Annotated in this window: 11 protein-coding genes, 1 tRNA gene and 1 pseudogene; 3 read left to right on the forward strand and 10 right to left on the reverse strand. The window is 72.6% G+C overall.

The window, feature by feature from the left end; genetic code table 11:
* Window positions 1–24 precede the first annotated feature (24 nt).
* The 4 genes and pseudogenes from H4F90_RS11010 to H4F90_RS11025 form a co-directional block, all read right to left on the reverse strand.
* Window positions 25–1,674 (reverse strand): CTP synthase, encoded by a 1,650-nt coding sequence (locus H4F90_RS11010; protein ID WP_182664461.1) that lies wholly within the window; start codon window positions 1,672–1,674, stop codon window positions 25–27.
* Window positions 1,675–1,817: 143 nt separating this feature from the next.
* Window positions 1,818–2,642, reverse strand: coding sequence for a proteasome-type protease (locus H4F90_RS11015; protein ID WP_182664463.1), 825 nt, complete (start codon window positions 2,640–2,642; stop codon window positions 1,818–1,820).
* Entirely contained in the window at window positions 2,639–5,353 is a 2,715-nt protein-coding gene (gene mutS / locus H4F90_RS11020; protein WP_182664466.1) for a DNA mismatch repair protein MutS, read from the reverse strand. Before mutS ends, H4F90_RS11015 begins: the two co-directional genes overlap by 4 nt.
* 389 nt (window positions 5,354–5,742) lie before the next feature.
* A pseudogene (locus H4F90_RS11025) lies at window positions 5,743–6,792 on the reverse strand (inositol monophosphatase family protein); the annotation flags it as partial.
* Between the two features lie 242 nt (window positions 6,793–7,034).
* Here H4F90_RS11025 and H4F90_RS11030 point away from each other — a divergent pair.
* A complete protein-coding gene (locus H4F90_RS11030; protein WP_182664468.1) occupies window positions 7,035–7,802 on the forward strand; it encodes an RNA methyltransferase in 768 nt (255 codons plus the stop codon).
* Window positions 7,799–8,368 (forward strand): transcription elongation factor GreB, encoded by a 570-nt coding sequence (gene greB, locus H4F90_RS11035; protein ID WP_182664470.1) that lies wholly within the window; start codon window positions 7,799–7,801, stop codon window positions 8,366–8,368. The genes H4F90_RS11030 and greB overlap by 4 nt, the downstream gene beginning before the upstream one ends.
* A 147-nt stretch (window positions 8,369–8,515) precedes the next feature.
* On the opposite strand, the gene H4F90_RS11040 is transcribed toward greB, so the two are convergent.
* The 5 genes from H4F90_RS11040 to hemC form a co-directional block, all read right to left on the reverse strand.
* Window positions 8,516–8,592, reverse strand: a tRNA-Arg gene (locus H4F90_RS11040).
* Between the two features lie 13 nt (window positions 8,593–8,605).
* Window positions 8,606–9,880 (reverse strand): heme biosynthesis HemY N-terminal domain-containing protein, encoded by a 1,275-nt coding sequence (locus H4F90_RS11045; RefSeq protein ID WP_182664472.1) that lies wholly within the window; start codon window positions 9,878–9,880, stop codon window positions 8,606–8,608.
* A 13-nt stretch (window positions 9,881–9,893) separates the two neighbouring features.
* Window positions 9,894–10,880 (reverse strand): uroporphyrinogen-III C-methyltransferase, encoded by a 987-nt coding sequence (locus H4F90_RS11050; protein ID WP_182664474.1) that lies wholly within the window; start codon window positions 10,878–10,880, stop codon window positions 9,894–9,896.
* A gap of 147 nt (window positions 10,881–11,027) precedes the next feature.
* Window positions 11,028–11,948 (reverse strand): uroporphyrinogen-III synthase, encoded by a 921-nt coding sequence (locus H4F90_RS11055; protein WP_182664476.1) that lies wholly within the window; start codon window positions 11,946–11,948, stop codon window positions 11,028–11,030.
* Window positions 11,948–12,934 carry a hydroxymethylbilane synthase gene (gene hemC / locus H4F90_RS11060; RefSeq protein WP_182664478.1) on the reverse strand — a complete coding sequence of 329 codons (987 nt, stop codon included), beginning with the start codon at window positions 12,932–12,934 and terminating at the stop codon, window positions 11,948–11,950. The genes H4F90_RS11055 and hemC overlap by 1 nt, the downstream gene beginning before the upstream one ends.
* Window positions 12,935–13,031: 97 nt before the next feature.
* Between hemC and ppc the strand changes: the two genes are divergently transcribed.
* On the forward strand, window positions 13,032–15,842 hold the full coding sequence (ppc, locus tag H4F90_RS11065; protein WP_235972151.1) for a phosphoenolpyruvate carboxylase: 2,811 nt from the start codon (window positions 13,032–13,034) through the stop codon (window positions 15,840–15,842).
* Between the two features lie 371 nt (window positions 15,843–16,213).
* Here ppc and H4F90_RS11070 read toward each other — a convergent pair.
* The coding region (locus H4F90_RS11070) for a 4Fe-4S dicluster domain-containing protein (protein WP_182664482.1) at window positions 16,214–16,361 on the reverse strand (148 nt) is incomplete at its 5' end.

A 16,361-nucleotide genomic window follows, 5' to 3' on the forward strand; every position in this document is an offset into this window, starting at 1 on the left:
GCGGGCGGGAAAGGCCGCGGCCGGTCAGGCCGTCGCCTCGGTCCGGGCGGCGCGCTGATGCTGCAGCGCCGCCTGCACGTAGTGGATGAACAGCGGGTGGCCGTCCCAGGGTGTGGACTTGAACTCGGGGTGGAACTGCACGCCGACGAACCAGGGGTGGACGCTGGTCGGCAGTTCGATCATCTCGGTCAGCTTCTCGCGCTGGGTGATCGCGCTGATCACCAGGCCGGCATCCTGCAGGCGCTGCAGGTACTTCTCGTTGGCCTCGTAGCGGTGGCGGTGACGCTCGGTCACGACCGGGCCGTAGATGCCATGGGCCAGGGTGCCGGGCTTCACGTCCGAGCTCTGCGCGCCCAGGCGCATCGTGCCGCCGAGGTCAGACGAGGCATCGCGCTTCTGGATCGAGCCGTCGGCGTCCTGCCACTCGTCGATCAGGGCGATCACCGGATGCGGCGTGTCCGGCTCGAACTCGGTGGAGTTCGCCCCGGCCAGGCCGGCCTTGTGGCGTGCGTACTCGATCGTGGCCACCTGCATGCCCAGGCAGATGCCCAGGTAGGGGATGCCTTGCTCGCGGGCGTGGCGGGCCGCGAGGATCTTGCCCTCGATGCCGCGCCGGCCGAAGCCGCCGGGCACCAGGATGGCGTCGAAGCGGCTGAGCTGGTCGACGTTCTCGGCCGTCAGGGTCTCGGAGTCGAGGTACTCGATCCTGACCCGCGCGCGGTTGTGGATGCCGGCATGGCGCAGCGCCTCGTTCAGCGACTTGTAGCTGTCCGAGAGGTCGGTGTATTTGCCGACCATCGCGATGGTGACCGCATGCTCGGGATGCTCGACCGCATGCACCAGGTCGTCCCAGCGCTTCAGGCTGGCCGGCGGCGTGGCCAGGCGCAGCTTGTCGCAGATCAGGCCGTCCAGGCCCTGCTCATGCAGCATGCGCGGGACCTTGTAGATCGTGTCCACGTCCCACATGCTGATCACGCCCCACTCGTGGACGTTGGTGAACATCGAGATCTTGCTGCGTTCCTCGTCGGGCACGCGACGGTCGGCGCGGCACAGCAGCGCATCGGGCTGCACGCCGATCTCGCGCAGCTTCTGCACGGTGTGCTGGGTCGGCTTGGTCTTGAGCTCGCCGGCCGCGGCGATCCAGGGCACGTAGGTCAGGTGGACGAAGGCGGTCTGGTTGGGACCGAGCTTCAGGCTCATCTGCCGAGCCGCTTCGAGGAAGGGCAGGGATTCGATGTCGCCGACCGTGCCGCCGACCTCGACGATGGCCACGTCCACGTCCTGCGCGCCGCGGCGCACGAAGTCCTGGATCTCGTTGGTGACGTGCGGGATGACCTGCACGGTCTTGCCCAGGTAGTCGCCGCGGCGTTCCTTCTCCAGCACCGACTTGTAAATCTGGCCGGTGGTGAAGTTGTTGGTCCGCTTCATCCGCGTGGTGATGAAGCGCTCGTAGTGGCCCAGGTCCAGATCGGTCTCGGCGCCGTCTTCGGTGACGAAGACCTCGCCGTGCTGGAAGGGCGACATCGTGCCCGGGTCCACGTTGAGGTACGGGTCCAGCTTGATCAGGGTGACCTTGAGGCCACGCGATTCGAGGATCGCGGCCAGCGACGCTGACGCAATGCCCTTGCCCAGCGAGGACACCACACCGCCGGTGACGAAGACAAACTTGGTCATGTCGTGAGCCCTCCCGGAACGCCGGGCGCCGGAGCCTGTCCGGCCGCGCCCAGGGAGGCTGAGGTGGTAAAGCGGCAGTATATCGGCCGGGCCCTGGCGGTCCGGCCGGATGGAAGGGGCGCCGCGCGGCGGCGGCGCCACGGTCAGACGATGCGTTCGCCCGGATGGCCGATCTTGCGCAGGGCCTCGTAGCGTTCGCTCGACCCGAGCAGGGGATGCTCGGCCGCGCCGCCGTCCCATTGCGGGTCGTCGATGCCCTCGAAGGCCTCGCGCAGGCGCTGGCCCCAGGTGCTGCGGATCATCCGGAAGTAGGGGTTGTGCTCGTCGATGCAGACGATGCGATCGCTGGCGAAGCTGCCTTCGCGGTAGACCAGCAGGTCCAGCGGCAGCCCGACGCTCAGATTGCTCTTGAGCGTGCTGTCCATCGAGACCAGCGCGCACTTGGCCGCCTCGTCCAGGCCGGTGGCCGGCGTCAGCACGCGGTCGAGGATGGGCTTGCCGTACTTGCTTTCGCCCACCTGGAAGAAGCAGGTCTCGCGGGTGGCTTCGATGAAGTTGCCGGCCGAGTAGACGAGGAAGAGCCGCATGGCCTCGCCCTTGATCTGGCCGCCGAAGATCATCGAGGCATTGAAGTCGATGCCGGCCGACTTCAGCGCCGGGCCATCCTGCTCGTGCACGCGGCGCACGGCGGCGCCGAGCACGCGGACCGCGTCGAACATGCTGGTCGCGTTCCAGATGGTGATCGGCGGCTGGTCGCCGTTGTCCAGCTTCTCGACCTGGAGGATCTCGCGCACCGACTGGCTGATCGACAGGTTGCCGGCCGAGAGCAGGACCATGAAGCGGTCGTCCGGCTTCTCGTAGACCATCATCTTGCGGAAGGTGCTGATCTGGTCGAGGCCCGCGTTGGTGCGCGAGTCGGACAGGAAGACGAGGCCTGCCTGGAGCTTGATGCCGACGCAGTAGGTCATGGTGTGCCTGGCGTGTGGGGAGGTTGCAGGGATTTGAGCTGGTAGAGCGCAGCCAGCGCCTCGCGCGGGCTGAGCTGATCGGGTTCGATGTCGGCCAGGGCGGCGAGCAGGGCGGCGGTGGCTGGATCGGCTGTCGCCGCGGCCTGGGCTTCGGGCGCGGGATCGGCCTCGGCCTCGGGCGATGCCGCGAACAGGTCGATCTGCGGCCGCTCGGCGGCCTCGCGCTGCTCGATCGCCTCCAGCAGTGCGCGCGCCTCGCGCAGCACGGCGGGCGGCATGCCGGCCAGGCGGGCCACCTGCACCCCGTAGCTGCGGCTGGCCGGGCCGGGCTGGATCTCGTGCAGGAAGACGATGTCCTCGTGCTCGCCGGTCTGCGCGGCGGCCACGTGCACGTTCTGCAGGCCGTGCAGTCGGGCGGCCAGGGCGGTCAGCTCGAAGTAGTGGGTCGCGAACAGGGTGCAGGCGCGGTTGCGCTCGTGCAGGTGGCGGGCGATCGCGCTGGCCAGGGCCAGGCCGTCGCTGGTCGAGGTGCCGCGGCCGATCTCGTCCATCAGCACCAGCGAGTGCTCGCCTGCGCCGTGCAGGATGGCGGCGGCCTCGCTCATCTCCAGCATGAAGGTGGACTGGGCGTTGGCCAGGTCGTCGGCCGCGCCGATGCGGGTGTGGATCGCGTCCAGCGGCCCGAGCTGGCAGCGCCGCGCCGGCACCCAGGACCCGATGGCGCCCAGCAGCGCGATCAGCGCCACCTGCCGCATGTAGGTGCTCTTGCCGCCCATGTTCGGGCCGGTGATCAGCAGCATGCGGGTCTTCGCATCCAGCCGGCAGTCGTTGGGCATGAAGGGGCCGCCGCCGGTTTCGGCCAGGCGGGCCTCGACCACCGGGTGGCGACCGGCCTCGATCTGCAGGCCCGGCGCAGGGACGAAGACGGGCGCGCACCAGTTCAGCGTGGCCGCGCGTTCGGCCAGGGCCGCCAGCGCATCCAGGCCGGCCAGGGCCTGGGCCAGGCGGCCCAGCGCGGCCAGTGGCGCGGGCTCGATCGGCGCCAGGCCCAGGGCCTGCGCATCCTCGGCTTCGAGGCGACCCAGCAGCGCGTCGAGCAGGCGTTCCCACAGCCACTTCTCGCGCGCCAGCGCGCGCTCCTGGGCCGACAGGGCCTGGTCCTCGAAGGCCTTCAGCTCGGGCGTGGTGTAGCGCTCGGCGTTCTTCAGGGTCTGGCGGCGCTGGTAGTCGGCCGGCACCTTGCCGGTCTGGCCGGCCGTCACCTCGATGTGGAAGCCATGGACCTTGTTGAACTGCACCCGCAGGTTGGGGATGCCGGTGCGCGCGCGCTCGCGGGCTTCCAGCTCGACCAGGAACTGGTCGCAGTTCTGGCTGAGGCCGCGCAGCGTGTCCAGCGTCGCGTCGAAGCCGGGGGCGATCACACCGCCCTCCCGCAGCAGCACGGCGGGCTCGGCGGCCAGCATGCGCTGCAGCAGGTCCTGCACCGCAGGCTCGGGCTGCAGCGCGCTGGCCAGGCTGTCGAGCAAGGCGTCGCCGCCGGTCGGTGGCAGGGCCTCGCGCAGCGCCGGCAGGGCCTGCAGCGTGCTGCGCAGGCCGGCCAGCTCGCGCGGCCGCACCTGGCGCAGCGCGATGCGGGCGGCGCAGCGCTCGACATCGCTGACGCCCTTGAGCGCCTCGCGCAGCGCCTCGGGCCCGTGCGCGATGAGACGGCCGATCGCGGCCTGCCGCGCGCGCGCGACCATGCGCTCGCGCAGCGGATGGGTCAGCCACAGGCGCAGGGCGCGGCTGCCCATGCCGGTCACGCAGCGGTCGAGCAGGGACAGCAGGGTCGGCGCCTTCTCGCCGCGCAGGGTCTGGGTGATCTCCAGGTTGCGCAGGGTGCTGGGTGGCAGCTCGATCAGCGCGCTGGCCTGCTCGACCTGCAGGTCCTGCACATGGGCCAGGGCCTGGCCGCCACTGGTGTGTTCGGCATAGGCCAGCAGCGCACCGGCGGCGGCCTGGGCCAGGCTCAGGGCCTCGCCGTTGTGACCGGCTAGGTTCTGCACGCGCAGCAGTGCACAGAGCTTGCGGTGGCCCAGTGCGCTGTCGAAGCCCCAGGGCGGGCGGCGCGTCAGCGTGGCGCTGCAGGCGGCCTGGGCCGCAGGCGGCAGGGTCTGGGCGTCGTCGGCGGCCAGCAGCAGCTCGGCCGGCGCGAGCCGTGCGAGCCAGCCGGGCAGTTCGGCTTCGCCGCATTCGGCCAGGCCCAGGCGGCCGCTGGACAGGCCCAGCCAGGCCAGGCCCCAGCTGCTGCGGCGGCGGTGGGCGGCCAGCAACAGGGTGTCGGCCCGCTCGTCCAGCAGTTCGCTGTCGGTGACGGTGCCGGGCGTGACCACGCGCACCACCTGCCGCTCGACCGGGCCCTTGGCACTGGCCACATCGCCGACCTGCTCGGCGATCGCCACCGAGCAGCCCAGGCGGATGAACTTGGCCAGGTAGCTTTCGACGGCATGCACCGGCACGCCGGCCATCACCACCGGCTCGCCCGCGCTCTGGCCGCGCACGGTCAGGGTCAGGTCGAGCAGGGCGTTGGCGCGCCGCGCGTCCTCGTAGAACAGCTCGTAGAAATCGCCCATGCGGAAGAAGAGCAGCGCGTCTTCATGCGCAGCCTTCAGGCGCAGGTACTGCGCCATCACCGGGGTGTGGGCGCTGAAGTCCGGAGGGGCGGTCGCCATCGCAGGGCAGCGGGGGGCTGGACGGAAAGCGGGTCAGGGAAGGGGCCGGGCCGGCGGCCGAGGCGCCGGGCCAGCCCGCCGGCGGCGGGGCCTCAGAAGGGCGCGTCCTCGTCCGGACGGCGGGGCGGCTCGCCCTCGGGCTCGGTCCCGGACCCCGTCGCGTCGCGCTGCGACGCTTCGGTCGGCAGGGCGTCCGGCATTTCGAAGCCGGCTTCGGACTCGGGGGCTTCAGCCCAGGCCGCGGGCGCGGCCTCGTCCTGCAGCGGCTCGACCGGCGCGAAAGCGGCTTCGGCCGCCGCCTTCGCCAGGCTGTGTTCGCTCGGGACGAAGGGGGCGGCGGGCGGCCGCGGGCGGCGCTCGGCCACCTCGCGCGGCGGCGGTGCGGCGGGCAGGTCGGCCTTGCGGATGCGAACCGGCGGGCGGGGTGCGGCCGGGGCCGGGGCCTCGACGGGCGCCGGCGGCGGGGCTTCGACGTAGTCCGCACCGATGGGCTGCAGGAAGGCCAGGGTGGCGGCTTCGGGGTCGGCAACGGCCGCCGGCTTGCGCGGTGTCGCGCGCGGCTTCACGGCCGGCTTGGCGGCGGGCCGGGTGGCCTGGGCAGGGCCGCTGGCCGCCTCGGCCGGCTCGTCCTTGATGACCCGGGTGTAGGGCGCCAGGATCTGCACGAGCTGGGCATAGATGCGCGGGTTGCCCGCCACCAGCTCGCGCTGGTGCAGGAAGTCGGCTTCGCCGGTGAAGTTGCCGACCAGGCCCCCGGCCTCGGTGATGATCAGCGAGCCCGCCGCCACGTCCCAGGGGTTCAGGCCGGTCTCGAAGAAGCCGTCGTACCAGCCGGCGGCCACGTAGCACAGGTCCAGCGCGGCAGCGCCCGGGCGGCGCAGGCCGGCGCAGACCTGCATCACGTCCTCGAAGATCTTGAGGTAGCGCTTGAAGTTGTCGCCCTTGCGGAAAGGAAAGCCGGTGCCGATCAGGGCTTCGAGCATGCGGCTGCGCTTGGAGACCCGCAGGCGGCGGTCGTTCAGGTAGGCGCCCTTGCCCTTGCTGGCGTAGAACAGGTCGTTGCGCGCCGGGTCGTAGACGACCGCCTGCTGCACCTGGCCGCGGAAGGCCAGCGCGATCGAGACCGCATAGACCGGGAAGCCGTGGATGAAATTGGTCGTGCCGTCGAGCGGATCGATGATCCAGACGTACTCGCTGTCGCGCGCGCCATGGGTCCGCCCCGATTCCTCGGCCAGGATGCCGTGGCCGGGGTAGGCCTGCAGCAGGGTCTCGATGATGGCCATCTCGGCCGCGCTGTCGACTTCGGTCACGAAGTCGTTGTGCGACTTGGCCGTGACCTGAACACGCTCGATGTCCAGCGCCGCCCGGTTGATGATCGCGCCCGCGGCCCGTGCGGCCTTGATCGCGATGTTGAGCATGGGATGCAGGGTCTGGGACATGGCGTGCAGCGCGGGGCGAGGGGTGCGGGCCGGTGCGGCCGCGAAGGGCGGCATCGGCAGGGCGGTGGCGGGGACAAAGAGCGGGGTGCATCGTCGTGGCGCAAGGCCGCCAGAAGCACCCGGGTAACCCCCGAGTTTAGCCCTGCGGCGCATCCCGTCCGGGCGCCGGCCCGGCCTGCGGCGCAGGCGCGACACTGCCGGCCTGCGCCACCCTGCCTCACCCTCCCGCGCCGCGTCCCGCCATGAACGATGTCACCGCCGACCCCAGCACCTTCATCCTGGTGGGCACCAGCCACGCCGGCAATGTGGGCGCGGCCGCGCGCGCGATCAAGGTCATGGGCTTCGGTCGCCTGGTGCTGGTGGCGCCGCGCTTTGCCGACGTGCTGAGCCGCGAGGAGACGGTGGCGATGGCCAGCGGCGCGGCCGACGTGCTGACCCGCGCCCGCATCGTTGCCTCCCTGGATGAGGCCCTGGCCGGGGTCGACCACGCCTGCGCCACCGCCATGACCCCGCGCGACTTCGGCCCGCCCACCCGCGCCCCGCGCGAGGCCCTGGCCGCCCTGGCCGCAGTGCCGCCGAACGGCGGTCCGCGCGTGGGTTTCGTCTTCGGCAGCGAGCGCTACGGCCTGTCCAACGAGGATGTCTACCGCTGCCACAGCGTGCTGAGTATCCCGACCGCGCCGGGCTACGGCTCGCTCAACCTGGCCCAGGCGGTGCAGTTGATGGCTTATGAGTGGCGCTGCGCGCTCGGCGGCTTTGCCGTGGCCGGCCGCCGCACCGACCCGGCCCTGGCCGACGCGGCGGCCGTGCAGGGCCTGCTGGCGCACTGGCGCGAGGCCCTGGTCGCCACCGGCTTCCTCGACCCGGCCGCCCCCAAGAAGGCGCTGCCGCGGCTCAACGCCCTGCTCAACCGGGCCCAGCCCACGCAGGAGGAGGTGCACCTGCTGCGCGGCATCGCCAAGGCCGTGCTGGAGCGCGCGGCCGGCGGCACCGGACAATCGCGGCCATGAGCAAGGCCTTCACCCGCGAGACCGAGGGCAGCGACGAGGACGAGGACCTCCCCGGCCTGCCGCCGCTGCCGCCCGGCGGCAAGAACTACATCACCCCCGCCGGCCACGCCCGCCTGCGCGCCGAGCTGCTGCAGCTGCTGGACGTGGAGCGGCCCAAGGTGGTCGAGACCGTCTCCTGGGCCGCCAAGAACGGCGACCGCAGCGAGAACGGCGACTACCTCTACGGCAAGAAGCGCCTGCGCGAGATCGACCGCCGCATCCGCTTCCTGACCAAGCGCCTGGACCTTGCCGAAGTCACCGACCCCAGCGTGCATCACGGCCGCGACCAGGTCTTCTTCGGCGCCACCGTCCGCTACGAGGACGGCGAGGGCGTCGAGCGCAGCGTCACCATCAAGGGCCTCGACGAGGCCGACAGCCAGGCCGGCGAGATCAGCTGGATCGCCCCCGTGGCCCGCGCGCTGCTCAAGGCCCGGGTGGGGGACGAGGTCACGCTGATGACCCCGGGCGGGCCGAGTACGCTCAGCGTGATCGAGGTGCGCTACCCCGAGTCGTCCCGGCAGCCCTGAGCCCGACGGCGGCGTGCCGCCGCTGTGCGTCGCGCACCTCGGGGGCTCGCATCGATCCGGGTCGGCGGCTGCCCCGAGCCCAGGCTGCCGCGGGCAGGACCCAAAAGAAAACGGGACGCTTCCGTGAGGAAGCGTCCCGTGAAGAGGTGGCGCGGCTGGCAGGATTCGAACCCACGACCCCTTGGTTCGTAGCCAAGTACTCTATCCAACTGAGCTACAGCCGCGCTGAGTCAGTGACTATAGCACGCTTTTTATCGGCGTGGGAAGAGGTACGTGTGCAGCTTGTCGAAGCGCGTGGGCTGCGCGCGTCTCGTCCCGGTCGTGCTCGGCCATGGCAGCCAGCAGCAGCCAGGCTTCGCGGCGGGCGGACGGGGCCAGCGCCTCGTCGTCGGCCACCGGCTCCAGCCATTGCCGGGCCTTGCCCCAAAGCTGCAGCGCCGCCAGCGCACGGCCGACCGCGTAGGCCAGGGCCGGTTCGCGGGGGTGGCTGAGCGGGGCCCGTTCGAGCAGCGGCAACCAGTCGGGCGTCAGGCCTTCACTGACCTGGGCCAGGGCCAGGGCCAGGGCTTCGCGGCCATCGGCGTCGGTCTTGTCCAGTCGATCCCAGAACGGGCGCAGCCAGACCCGGGCGATGGCATCGTGGCCCAGTCCACCCAGGCAATGCGCGGCATGGGCGGCCACATGCGGATCGCGGCGGTCGGCCGGGTCCAGTTCACGCCAGATGCGGTCGAGCTGGTCGAGGTCCCGCGCACCGTCCAGCGCCTCGGCGGCCAGCGAGCGCAGCAACCCCTGAGCCGCGACGGGCGAGAAGGCCTGGTGCTTGGCCAGCAGGCGCGCGGTCCGCAAGGCCTCCAGCGGCTGCCGGGCCAGGCGGGCGGCCTGCAGCCGCAAGCGCAGTGCATGCGTCCGGCGGGCCACGCCGGGCGGCAACTCGCCCAGCCGGCTGAGCGCTGCGTCGGCCTGCCGGTCGTCGACCGCCCATTCCGTGGCGAGCAGGCAGGCGGCCTCGTCGGCCGTCCGCCCACGGGCCTGGCGCGCCGCGGCTGCGCGGGCTCGGGCCAGGGCTTCGTCGCGGCGGCCGCGGTCCTGCAGCCGATGCAGGCTGCTGGCCGCCAGCAGCTCGGCCAGGGCGGAGAACTCGGGGTCCTCGGTCAGGTCGGGCGACTCGCGTTGCAGCCGGACGGCATGCGTCGCCGCCCCGTGCGCACGGGTGTAGCGGCCGGCCCAGTACAGCACCATCGCCTCGCGCAGCGCGTTCTGCGCCTTGCGATTGCGCTGGCTCAGCCGCCAGGCCCGCGCCCGGCCCGGCAGGCCGAGCAGGGTGATCACCGCATTCACCAGCACGACCGTCGCCAGCCCGACCAGGCCCACCAGCACCAGGAAGAGGTTCAGCGAGAGGTCGATGCGCCAGGGCGCCCAGTAGATGGAGACGAGGTCGCTGCTGCGCCCCATCACCGCCGCGGTGACCACCGCGACGACGGCCACGACCAGCAGCCAGACGATGCCGCGCATGCTGTCTTCCGCCTCAGCGCGCGCCGGCCGCAGCCGCGAGCGCGGCCAGGCTGTCGTCCGGACGCGGCAGGCCACCCGGCTGGGCCTGACGGGCCACGCCCTGCAGCAAGTCGCCAAGCTGGGCATGCCGGCGGTGGCTGCGGTCGAAATAGCGGTCCAGCGCCGCCCGGCAGGCTTGCAGGTCGGCCTGGGCGGTCTCGAACTGGCGGCTCATCACCGCGAGCCGCGCGTTCAGCAGCTTGAGCTTCAGGTTCTCGCGCAGCAGGAAGCCTTGCTCGGGCGCGAGCAGCATGCCCTCCGGCTGGTCGATGTGACGAATGCGGACCAGGCTGCGGAGTTCGTCGCCCAGCCGGCCCCCCCACCAGGACAGCCGGCTCGCCCAGCCCGGTGCCGGCTGGCCCGGTGCCGAGGCGGCGGTTTCGGCCGGCGCCGCGGCCAGGCTGCTTCGGGCGCTGTCCGCCGTGAGCGGCAGGGCGTCGACCAGGGCGACGGCCTCATCCAGCCGCCGTGCCAGCGTCGCGACGTCGGCCAGTGCGGCATTGCGCAGGCGCTCGAGGTCACGTTCCAGTGCACTGCGCACCGGTTCCAGGCGCAGCGAGCCGCTGGCCAGCCGCTCCTTGGCGAGCTGCAGCGCGGCGACCAGCGGTTCGGCGCTGCCGGTGATCGCGCTGAGCTGCAGGGCGGCGCGCAAGCCGGCCTCGGCCTCGCCGAGCAGCTGGTCCTCGCGCGAGCGCACCATCGAGCGCATCAGCTCGTCGATCTGTTCGCGCTGCACGCCGACCTCGGCCAGCCGGGCCTCCAGCAGGGTGGTCTTGGCCAGGGCTTCGCGCGCGCCTTCCTCGGCCTGCTTGGCCAGCACCCGCGCCTCGGTCACCTGCTGGGCGCCATCGTCCTGGCGCTTGACCAGGATGCGTTCCACCTTGCCGAGCCGCTGGCTGCTCCAGGCGGTCCAGCCCAGGGCGAGCGCGGCGGCCAGCAAGGCCCCAGCGGCCAGACTCATCGGGGGGCCGGTGCGGGCCTTGACCGGGGGCGCCGCGGGGGGCGGCGGGCTGGCGGCGGGGGGCGCGGAGGCGGCTTCAGTCACGCGCTCGATTCTATCGACCGGCCCCCTGCCCGCCTGGGCGCGGTGCAGCAGGGCAGGGCCTGCTCAGCCCTGCTCGTCCGGCGCGGCCGACGGGGTGATCCGGCCGCCCGCCCGATGCCACCAGTCGATCACCGCGGCGGGCTGCGGCGGCAGCGCCTCGACCCGGCCGAAGCCGGCCGCCCGTGCGCGGGCTGCGATCCGTGCATGGGTGCAGAGTGCGATGCTGGCGGCACGCCAGTCCCCGGCGGCGGGCGGCAGCGCGGCCTCCAGCCGGGCCAGGTGGTCGAGGGCCTCGGCGCTGCTGAGCAGCCACACCGTCTCGGCTGCGGCATCCCGCAGGGCCTCCAGCCGGGCCCGCAGCGCGGCCTCGGGGGGCGGCGGGCCGCGTCGGTAGCAGGCCAGGGTCTCGACCCGGGCGCCGGCGGCCTCCAGCGTGCGACCCAGCCATTCGCGGCCGACGCCAGCCTGGGCGCCGGGCAGGTCGGGCGCGCGGGCCGCCGGGCCCTCGGCGTCGGGCGCGGCGTCCTCCAGCCCGCGCAGGATCAGCACCGGCCGGTCGGTCCAGCCGCCGGGCCGCTCACGCAGCACCGTCCACAGGCTTTCCGTGTCGAAGCGCGCGGCGTCCGGCCGGGGTTCGACGACCTGGTCTGCCGGCACGCCCGCGGTGCGCAGCGCGGCCGCGCTGCCCGGTCCCGGGGCGGCGGCCTGCGTCCCGGCCGGCCAGGGGAGGCCGGCCGGTCGGGCGTCGAAGAAGTGCTGCACGGCATTCGGGCTGACGAAGACCAGCAGCGTCCAGTCGGCCAGCCGGACCCAGGCTGCCTGCAGCGCACGGCGGTCGTCCAGCGGGCCGACGGCCAGCAGCGGCAGGGCCTCGGCCGGCAGGCCGCCTGCCCGCAGGGCCTGCACCCAGGCCGGGCACTGCCCGGCGGGCCGGGTGACCAGAAGGCGCCGCAGGGCCCCGGCCGGTCGCGGGGCTGCGGGCATCAGCCGGGGTGGGCCGGGGCCAGCAGGCGGTCCCCGCCGGCTGCCCGCAGCGCGGCGACCACCCGCAGGCCCAGGGCCTCGGCCTCGGCCACGGTCTGCACCGGGGCCTCCGCTTCGGCACGGGCCAGGCCCAGCGCGCGAAGCTCGGCTGATGCATCCTCGCCGGGGCCGAGCACGCCTTCCAGGCGCAGCGTCAAACCATCGGCCGCGAAGCCGGCATGGGCCGCGAGCGGCATCGAGCAGGAGCCGCCCAGCGCCCGCGAGACGGCCCGTTCCGCATGCACGGCCAGCCAGGTCGGGCGATGGTTGAGCGATTGCAGCAGGGCCCACAGCGTCGGGCAGCGCTGCGGCGCATCGGCACGCAGCTCGATGCCGAGCGCGCCCTGGCCGGCCGCCGGCAGCATCTGCCCGGCGTCGAAGACGCTGCGGATGCGTTCGGCCAGGCCCAGGCGCTTGAGGCCTGCGGCGGCCAGCACGATCGCGTCGTACTGGCCTTCGTCGAGCTTGCGCAGCCGGGTGTCCAGGTTGCCGCGCAGCGGCTCGATGCGCAGGTCGGGCCGCGCCGCGCGCAGCTGCGTGAGCCGCCGCAGGCTGGAGGTGCCGACCACGCCGCCGGCGGGCAGCGCCTCCAGGCTGGCGTAGCGGGGCGAGACCCAGGCGTCGCGCGGATCCTCGCGTTCCAGCGTGGCCGCCAGCACGAAGCCGGGCGGCAGCTCCATCGGCACGTCCTTGAGCGAGTGCACGGCGAGGTGGGCGCTGCCATCCTCCAGGGCGGTCTCAAGTTCCTTGACGAAGAGGCCCTTGCCGCCGACCTTGCTGAGGCTGCGGTCGAGGATCTGGTCGCCGCGGGTGGTCATGCCCAGCAGTTCAACCGGCTCGGGCAGACGGGCTCCGAGCAAGGCTTGCACGTGTTCGGCTTGCCACAATGCGAGTCGGCTTTCGCGCGTGGCGATGACCCAGCGGGAATGTTCCGTGCTTTGTTCCATGGCGAAGATGCTAGCAGCGCGTTCCGGTCACCCCGGGCTGCCGCGGCGCCTCGCCCTCAGCCGCCATCGCGGCGATTTGCTCAACCTACGAGACACCATGCCCAGTACGCGCCGCAAGAGTGCACCGTCCCCGGTCGACAAGGTCGACAAGAAGAACGCTCCCCTCCTCGACGACATCCGCCTGCTCGGTCGCCTGCTCGGCGAGGTCATCCGCGAGCAGGAAGGCGCCAGCGCCTTCGCGCTGATCGAGAAGATCCGCCAGCTCTCCGTCAGCTACCGCCTGAAGCAGGACGCCCAGGCCGGCAAGACCCTGGACCGCCTGCTGAAGAATCTCAGCGTCGAGCAGGCCGTGTCGGTGGTCCGCGCCTTCACCTACTTCTCGCACCTCGCCAACATCGCCGAGGACCGCCAGAACGTGCGCCAGCACGCGCTGCAGGAGCGCCGCGATGCGGCCGAGGACGGCTCCCTGGCTGCCAGCTTCGAGAAGCTCGCCCGCAAGGGCCTGCGCAACCGCGAGATCGCGGCCACGCTGGCGCGCGCCCACGTCTCGCCGGTGCTGACCGCCCACCCGACCGAGGTGCAGCGCCAGAGCGTGCTGCAGGCCGAGCGCGCCATCGCCGCCCTGATCGGCGAGCGCGAGACCCTGGTCGGCGACCGCGCGCTGCGCGCCAACGAGGCTGCCCTGCGCGCCCGCATCGCCCAGCTCTGGCAGACCCGCCTGCTGCGGCCCAACAAGCTCAGCGTGGCCGACGAGATCAACAGCGCGCTCAGCTACTACCAGAGCACCTTCCTGCGCCAGATCCCGCGCCTGTATGCGGACATCGAGGAGGCCCTGCCCGGCGAGCCGATCGCCCCCTTCTTCCGCATGGGCAACTGGATCGGCGGCGACCGCGACGGCAACCCCAACGTGAAGGCCGAGACCCTGCAGCTGGCCCTGTCGCGCCAGAGCGAGACCGCGCTGCGCTTCTACCTGACCGAGGTCCACGAGCTCGGCGCCGAGCTGTCGATGTCCGGCCTGCTGGTGCAGGTCACCCCGGCCATGCAGGCGCTGGCCGAGCGCTCGGGCGACGACAACCCGCACCGCGGCGACGAACCGTACCGCCGCGCCCTGATCGGCGTCTATGCGCGCCTGGCCGCCACGCTGCAGAAGCTCACCGGCACCAGCGCGCTGCGCCACGCCATCGCGCCGTCCAACCCCTATGCCGAAGCGGCCGAGTTCCTCGCCGACCTGCGCACCGTCGACGCCTCGCTGGCCACCCACCATGGCCAGGCCCTGGCCGAGGTGCGGCTCAAGCCGCTGATCCGCGCGGCCGAGGTCTTCGGCTTCCACCTGGCCACCGTCGACCTGCGACAGAGTTCGGACCAGCACGAGAAAGTGGTCGCCGAGCTGCTGGCCACCGCCCGCATCGAGCCCGACTACAGCGCGCTCGGCGAGGCCGCCAAGGTGCGGCTGCTGGTCAATGAGCTCAACGATGTGCGCCCGCTGCGCGTGCCCCACGGCCAGTACAGCGAACACACCGTCGGCGAACTCGCCATCTTCGAGAAGGCCCGGCTCAGTCGCCAGCTCTTCGGCGAGCTCGCGATCCGCCACGCCATCATCAGCCACACCGAGACCGTCTCCGACCTGCTCGAAGTGCTGCTGCTGATGAAGGAGGCCGGCCTGCTGACCGGCACCCTGGGCGAGAACGCGGTGGCCTCGCTGATCGTCGTGCCGCTGTTCGAGACCATCGGCGACCTGCGGGCGGCGGCCGGCATCATGCGCGAGTACCTGGCCGTGCCCGGCATGCTCGACATGCTGCGCCGCTCGGGCAACGAGCAGGACGTCATGCTCGGCTACTCCGACAGCAACAAGGACGGCGGCTTCTTCACCAGCAACTGGGAGCTCTACCGCGCCGAGATCGCGCTGGTCGAGCTGTTCAAGCCGCTGCACGAGCGCCAGGGCCTGACGCTGCGGCTCTTCCACGGCCGCGGCGGCACGGTGGGGCGTGGCGGCGGCCCGAGCTACCAGGCCATCCTGGCCCAGCCGCCCGGCACGGTGAACGGCCAGATCCGCCTGACCGAGCAGGGCGAGGTGATCGCCTCCAAGTACGCGCATCCGGAGATCGGCCGGCGCAACCTCGAGACCCTCGTCGCCGCCACCCTGGAGGCGACCCTGCTGCCGCCGGCCCGCCAGGCGCCCAAGGTCTTCCTGGAACGCGCGGCGGAGCTCTCCGAGCGCAGCATGGCGGCCTACCGCGACCTGGTCTACGGCACGCCGGGCTTCGTCGACTACTACTTCGCGGCCACGCCGATCCGCGAGATCGCCGAGCTGAACATCGGCTCGCGGCCCGCCTCGCGCAAGGCCACGCGGGCCATCGAGGACCTGCGCGCCATCCCCTGGGGCTTCAGCTGGGGCCAGTGCCGGGTCGCGCTGCCGGGCTGGTACGGCTTCGGCTCGGCGGTGATGGGGCATCTCGACGAGGCCGCGGATGCCGCGGGCCGCGCGGAGCGGCTGGCCCTGCTCAAGCGCATGCATGCCCAGTGGCCCTTCTTCCGCACCCTGCTGTCGAACATGGACATGGTGCTGGCCAAGAGCGATCTGCACATGGCCGAGCGCTATGTGGAGCTGGTGCCCGACCGCAAGGCCGCGAAGGCGATCTTTGCGCGCATTGAGGCCGAGTGGGCGCGCAGCAACGAGGCGCTGAGCCTGCTGACGGGCGCGACGCAGCGGCTGGCGGGGGATCCGGCGCTGGCGCGTTCGATTGCCTACCGCTTCCCCTACCTGGACCCGCTGAACCACTTGCAGGTGGAGCTGATCCGGCGCTACCGGGCGCAGAAGGATGCGGGGACGGAGGTGCACGAGCGGGTGCAGCGCGGCATCCACATCTCGATCAACGGGGTTGCGGCGGGGCTGCGGAACTCGGGCTGAGTCCCGGCCAGGAAAGTCCGATGGACTCTTCCTGGCCGTGTCGGAGGGCCGGGTCCTCGGCCTGCCGGGGGTGGCGCGTCGCCTTCCCGCAGGGGGCTCTCCCCCTGCTCCGCTTGGCGCGTCGCCTTCCCGCCTAGGGCTCCCCCTGCTCCGCTTGGCGCGTCGCCTTCCCGCCTAGGGCTCACCCTGCTCCGGTTGGCGCGTCGCCTTCCCGCCTAGGGCTCCCCTGCTCCGGTGGGCGCGTCGCCCTCCCACGGGGGCCCGAGGGCGCTCATGTCCCCCGCCTGCGGCTCCTCCTTGACTTCGCGCCCTCGGGCCCCCGCGGGAGGGCGCGGGGGCGGGTGGGTAGGCGCGTCCTGGGGCGCGCGCCCTCACATCCCCGCGTAATTGGGCCCGCCGCCGCCCTCGGGCGTCACCCACACGATGTTCTGCGTCGGATCCTTGATGTCGCAGGTCTTGCAGTGCACGCAGTTCTGCGCGTTGATCTGCAGGCGCTGGGCCCCGTCGTCCGCGGGCACG

The organism is Aquariibacter albus, assembly GCF_014145335.1.
GTDB classification, from domain to species: Bacteria; Pseudomonadota; Gammaproteobacteria; order Burkholderiales; family Burkholderiaceae_C; genus Aquariibacter; species Aquariibacter albus.